This is a genomic window from Novosphingobium panipatense (genome assembly GCF_900182875.1).
In the GTDB taxonomy this organism is placed as follows: domain Bacteria; phylum Pseudomonadota; class Alphaproteobacteria; order Sphingomonadales; family Sphingomonadaceae; genus Novosphingobium; species Novosphingobium panipatense.
In genome coordinates, this window is sequence record NZ_FXUI01000037.1 from 1 (window position 1) to 6183 (window position 6183).

Below are 6183 nucleotides of genomic sequence, written 5' to 3' on the forward strand. Positions count from 1 at the left end.
GCCCCCGGGGTCTTGAGCTACAACGTTAAGCCTAAGAAACGGGCAGGGGCCTGGTAGCGCGTAGTGTATGAGCGAAGCCACCATCGCTCAAACTCATCAGCACAGTCCAATTTCGAAGAGGAAACAAGAAGGGGTGACTACACGAAAGTGACGTATCTGCACGCTAAGGGCGAACAAATCCGGTACGATGCCAGCAGATGCTATTCGCAGGCTTTCCTGCCCCTTTTATGTGGTGCCGCCCTACGGGCGCCGATATGGGAGGGCGGCAATCCGATTGACCAACGATCGAGGTAGAACCCTGCTCGCCAAATATGTGAGCTGGTTGCCCATCCCCGGTATGGCGAAGGATTGCCGATAAACCAGAACGTGGACTGCATGGGCCGCGCACCGGTCAACGTCCATCAAACCCAACCTCCCCCACTTCAAATCGCTGAGGGCAGCCATGTCTGTGTCGATTCCACCGGGTGCAAAAGACCCAACACTCACTCCCGTCCCGGCAAGCTCCACGGAAAGCGCTCGCATGAGGGTGCTCACATAGGCTTTCGACGCGCCGTAGACCGCTTGGAAGGGCACGGATGTTTCGCCCGCCAGGCTCGACACGGCGATTACTGAGGATTCAAACGGCTGCTCCCTGAAAATCGCAATCAGGCGAGCCAGCAAATCCGTGAAACCGAGTATGTTTGTTTCAATTACCTCGGCATAAGTGTCGGCACGGCCTGCATCAAATGAACCAACGCTCGTCATTCCGGCAACCAACAAAGCGGCTGTTACTTGCAATTCTGCAACCTTAGCCGCGATTTTCTCCCTGCCCTCGATTTCACGTTGATCAGCCACTATAATCTCGCACGGCACATTGAACCGCTCGTCAATTTCGGTCTGTAGCTCCCGCAAGTTGTCGTGGACTTGCCCCGGAAAAGTGGAGAGTTCCCTTGAGGTGAAAGGCGAACTCGATGACGAAGCAGCGACGTTTCACGAAGGAATTCGAGGAGGAAGCGGTCCGACTGGTGGCGACCAGTGGACGCACGCAACGGGAGATAGCGGAGGATCTGGGTGTCGGGCTATCGACGCTGGTGCGCTGGATCGGCCGCAGCCGGGATCGTTTGGTGGAGGCACCCGGTCAAGCGCCGCAGGCAGATATGGCTGCCGAGTTGAAGCGGCTTCGGCGGGAGAACGAGATCCTCCGGCAGGAGCGTGACATACTGAAGCGGGCGACCGCTTTTTTCGCCCGGGAGGGAAGTCGATGAAGTTCACGCTCATCGATCGGGCGAGAAAGGATTTCCCGGTCCACCGCCTCTGCCAGGTACTCGGCGTCAGCCAGAGCGGCTATTTCGCCTGGAAGGATCGCCCGGCCAGTCGGCGCCAGCGCGACGACATGGTGATGCTGGCGCATGTCCGCTCGGGGTTCGCGCTGTCGAACGGCACGTACGGCAGTCCACGCATGACGCGCGAGTTGCAGGATGATGGCTTTGCCATCGGGCGGCGTCGCACGGCGCGGCTGATGCGCGAGAACGGCCTGCGCGCCCGGCAGAAGCGCCGGTTCAAACGGACGACCGACAGCGAACACGCCTGGCCGATCGCGCCGAACATCATCGACCAGGATTTCACCGTGACCGCGCCCAACCAGAAGTGGGGCGTCGACATCTCGTATGTCTGGACCAGAGAGGGGTGGCTCTATCTGGCCGTGGTCATCGACCTGTTCTCCCGTCGCGTCGTCGGCTGGGCTGTCGGCGACCGGCTGCACCGCGATCTCGCGCTGGCGGCGCTGCGCAAGGCCCTCGTCCTGCGGCGTCCGCCCCAAGGGCTCATTCATCATTCGGACCGCGGCAGCCAATATGGCGTCACCTCAAGGTTTGTTCGCCAGACAACGATTTCTCGGACATAAGCGGAACATGGGCTACGCTACACGCTTCAACCGCGCCATTGGCTCGTTGAGTGGGTGGAATTCACCTGCTGGAAGTCGCCTGGCCTGCTCCCAGAGGTAATCGCCGGTCAGACTGATGTGCGCCCAGCCCATCGGAGAAAGGTGCGCAAGCAGTGCCGCATCGAACGTCGTGCCGACAGCGTTGAGGTGCTGGGCGGCCCGGTCGAGATAGACCGTGTTCCAGTAGGAAATCGCCGCAATCAGCAGGTTCAGCCCAGATGCGCGAAATTCCTGATTTTCCAGCGAGCGATCGGTGAACCGACCCTGCCGGTTGGTATAGATGGCGGCGGCAAGCGTGTGCCTCGCCTCGCCTTTGTTGAGACCGGCCTGACAGGCACGTCGCAGTTCCGGTTGTTCAAGCCAATCGAGCGTGAACAAAGTGCGCTCGATACGGCCCAGTTCAGCCAATGCAAAATCCAGCCTGTTCTGGCGTTTGTAGGCGGCAAGTTTTCGCAAGATTACTGACGGCGCCACCGTGCCATCCTTGATTGAGGCGACAATCCTGACGATGTCATCCCAATCGGCCTCGATCGCTGCCGTTTTGATGGTGCGGCCCATCAGATTTTCGATGCCCTTGTATGTCGATGGCGCAGCGATCGAACCCAGCTTGCGGTCGCCAATATCGCGCAGCCGGGGCGCGAAGCGGAACCCGAGTAGGTGGCAGAGTGCGAAAACATGATCGGTGGCGCCGCCGGTATCGGTATAGTGCTCATGCAACGGAAGGTTGCCGGCGCCCAGGACAAGCCCGTCGAGCACGTAAGGCGCTTCACCTGCCGTCGCGGACATGATCCGTGATCCGAATGATGCGAAGTGATCGGAAAGGTGAGAATAGATTTTCACGCCAGGTTCGGCGCCATATTTGGCATTGACGTCCGCCGCCCCTGAACGGCTCCGCCCCGACCGGAAGAACTGGCCATCGGACGACGAACTGGTGCCAGCGCCCCAATGCCGCGCGAAGGGTAATTCGTGATGGGCTGAGATGATCATGGCCAGCGCGGCCTGATAGTTCTCGGGTGAAAGATACCAGTTGTGGGTCCATGCGAGTTGGGCATAGCTGACGCCTTCGCTGGCATTGGCCATCCGCTCCAGCCCGAGGTTGGTGCCATCAGCCAGAATTGCGGCGAGTACCGTGCTGGGGTTGTCGTGCTCCTTGCCTGAGCGCAGGTCACGGAATGCGTTCAAAAAACCAGTGCGTTCGGCGACTTCAAGCAGCAGCTCGGTGATGCGCACGCGGGGAAGCAGGGTATCGAGCTTGCGATCGAGGGCTTCAGCTTCCGGTGGGGTGACAGGCGGCATTTGCTGAAGCTTGAGCCGGTCTCGTTCGAGCGACACTCCCTCAAGCTTGTTTGTTTTCAACTGCTTGGCAAATCGGCGCAGCCGCCAGTCAAGATTTCGTGCCCGGTCAGCGAGGTAGGATGCAGCATTTGAATCGAACGGAAGCACATCCGCCACTTTGGCGGCGTCGCGCCGACCCAGCAAATAGGCATCGAAGCGCTGATAGTTGCGGGTTCCCTCGATCCATACATCACCGGCGCGCAAACGATCACGCAAGGTTGCCATGATCGCAATTTCATAACGTCGGCGGTCGATACGGCCGCTTTCGGTGATGAGACGCTTCCACTGCCGATTGGGGAATGGCAGTGGAACGCCATCGGGAAGGTCGCGCGACTTTCGTGTGTTCGCATCGCGAATGACATCGATGGCTTTGATCAGTGCCGTCCCTGTTCCAGACGCCTTGAAGGTGAAGGCGTCCAGAAATGCCGGGCTGAAACGCCGTAGCGTGGCGTAACGCTCGGTTGCCGTTACCAGTGCGTCCTCGCCGGCAAGATCAGCAAGGGCATCTACTTGGGCCTTTGCCGCAACAAGCCGGTGCCAGCCCACCGCTTCGTCAATCAATTCGAGCGGATCGCCGCCATTCTGGACAGCCTCATCAAGTGCTGTAATCGTGGCGCCAAACAGCCGCATGAGTTGCCCCACCGACTGAATACTATCTTGGTAGCGACGCTCGCGCCCACGCCGCGCGCGCGTGAACATGCCGCCGATAAGTCGGTCAAACATTTGGATCGCGGCATCGGCAAGTCTGGCCTCAAGGTCGATCACTGCGGCCGTCAACGTCGCCCGCCTGCGATTGACGCTGTAATCCGAAAGCAGGAATGCCGGTGCCACGCCGCCCTCGCGGACAAATTGGGCAAAGCGGAATTCCGGAATGGCGCCCCCAACTACCGGGTGGATACCTATGCCGCGAACATAGCGCAGGCGCTCAAGCAAGCCATTGATATTGGCCGCAGTCGGGGCTTCTTCGAAATTACGCAACCACGCCAGCGGTGTCATGCCGAAATCCGGGTTGTTGATTACGAGTTCGTCTAGCCGTGTCAGTTCAGCAGAGCTGAGGCCTTCGACGATTGCGGCTGCGGCAGCTTTGCGTGCGCGTGCCCGGCCAGCAAGACCGGCGCGTTCCAGTGTGTCGCCTGACGGAAGAATGAACCGCTCACCCTTCAGGCCAACCATGAGGGCGCGAACAATCGGTTCACCTCTGTCTGTATACTCGGCGGCTTGCGCGGCAAGATTCAGGGCAAGTGCCAGGTCGCCGCGTCGAAACGGGCGTATGCCAAGATAACGCGCCACGAGATCGGCATGATCGGTACGGGTTTGCGCGCGCTGACCATATGCAGAGAAGGAGGAAGGATCGACGAATAACTGTGCCGCGAGGTACTGAAGAATGACGTCGGGAAGCCCGATCTCGGGTTGCAGACCAAAGCCGGGATGTCGCATCAAAGCGATTTGTGCAGCCAGACCGAGGCGATTTGCTGGACCATAGCGGCGCCCAACCAATTCAACATCTTCCGCAGAAAGGGTATAATGCCCAATGATCGCGGTTTCTTGGACAGGAGGATCGAACAGGCGCCGGCGCTCGTCTCCGGTCAGAAGTCGGCGTCGTGCCATTTTGCTCTCCCGCTGAGGCGAATAACAAAATTGACACCAAAGCGGCTTGCACTGGAGGGAGGCCATTCGTTGCCGGTTGATCCCCGAGCAATCACCCGGCGCAGCAAGACAGTTTGGCGACATCCTTATCAAACGTTTGGGCCGCCAGTTTGAGGCCTTCCACAGTGGTCAGGTAAGGAAATATCGTTGCACCCAATTCCAGGGTGGTCATGCCGTGTTTGATCGCCAGCACCAGTGTCTGGATCGAATCCGCGCCTTCGGGTGCCATGATCTGGCCGCCCAGCAAACGGTCGTTCGCCTTGTCGGCAATCAGTTTGATGAGACCCCGCGTATCGCGTGCTGCCAGTGCCCTTGGCACAGCATCGAGCGGGAGCAGCGAAACCTTGATGTCCAGGCCTTGCGCCCGTGCTGTCGTTTCAGTGAGGCCGGCGCTGGCGACTTGCGGGTCGGTGAAGACGACGGATGGCATGGAGGAATTGTCGTAGCGGTATTGGTTGCCCGTCACCGCGTTGCGCGCGGCCAGTTTTGCGCCATAGGCGGCCATGTAGACGAACTGGTCCCGTCCCGTTACATCGCCCGCCGCGTAAATGCCTGGAACCGACGTTTCGAGGTGGTCATCGACGACGATTCCACCATTACGGGCAAGCACTATGCCGCGCTCCTCCAGCCCAAGCCCGTCGCTATTGGGTCGGCGTCCGGTGGCGATGAGCACCTGTTCCGCCGCGACGGTGTCACAATGCCCCTCGCAGGTCAATTCGACCCCGCTCTGTGTTTGGGCGATACGCTGATAGCCGACACCTGCGCAAACCCGCACGCCCTCGGCTTCCAAATAGTTTTTCAGCGCGGCACTCACTTCCGGGTCCATTTCGGGGAGCAGGCGGCTTCGGCAGCAGATGGTGACATCAACGCCCAGACGCGAAAACATCTGTCCCAGTTCTACCCCGATCACCCCGCCACCGATCACCAGCAGCGATTTGGGCAAGCGATCCAGCGCCAGCGCCGATGTGCTGGTTAGGTAGGGCACGCTGTCCATCCCCGGAATCGGCGGCACGGCGGCGTGCGCACCCATCGCCAATATGACCTTGCCGACCTTCATGGGCGCATCGCCGACAATCAGCGCACCATCGGCAAAGCGTGCCTTGCCCTCGATATAGCTCACACCGTCATAGGCGGGCAGCAGATCGACATATTTTTTTTGGCGCAGCGTCGTGACAAGATCGTCCTTCGACGCCGCCAATACGGACCAGTCATCCATCTGGACAGCGCCCCCAAGGCCGGGAAAGCGCGCGGCGGCAAGCCCACCATGCACCGCTTCGGCA

Annotated in this window: 3 protein-coding genes and 1 pseudogene; 1 reads left to right on the forward strand and 3 read right to left on the reverse strand. The window is 60.0% G+C overall.

What is annotated here, in order from left to right; all coding sequences use genetic code 11:
- Nucleotides 1-240 precede the first annotated feature (240 nt).
- Complete coding sequence (locus tag QOL62_RS19430) at nt 241-891, reverse strand: SDR family NAD(P)-dependent oxidoreductase (protein WP_260401587.1); 651 nt, start codon at nt 889-891, stop codon at nt 241-243.
- Between the two features lie 59 nt (nt 892-950).
- On the opposite strand from QOL62_RS19430, the pseudogene QOL62_RS19435 reads away from it, so the two are divergent.
- Nucleotides 951-1834: pseudogene (locus QOL62_RS19435) on the forward strand (IS3 family transposase); the annotation flags it as partial.
- A gap of 60 nt (nt 1835-1894) precedes the next feature.
- On the opposite strand, the gene QOL62_RS19440 reads toward QOL62_RS19435, so the two are convergent.
- Both QOL62_RS19440 and QOL62_RS19445 read right to left on the reverse strand, forming a co-directional pair.
- On the reverse strand, nt 1895-4864 hold the full coding sequence (locus QOL62_RS19440) for a Tn3 family transposase (protein ID WP_014072601.1): 2970 nt from the start codon (nt 4862-4864) through the stop codon (nt 1895-1897).
- 91 nt (nt 4865-4955) lie between these two features.
- The coding region (locus QOL62_RS19445; RefSeq protein WP_283407284.1) for a dihydrolipoyl dehydrogenase family protein at nt 4956-6183 on the reverse strand (1228 nt) is incomplete at its 5' end.

What these genes read in the sequence shown, in the direction of transcription:
- QOL62_RS19440 (WP_014072601.1), bottom strand. Translation starts at nt 4,864, where the DNA reads ATGGCACGACGCCGACTTCTGACCGGAGACGAGCGCCGGCGCCTGTTC.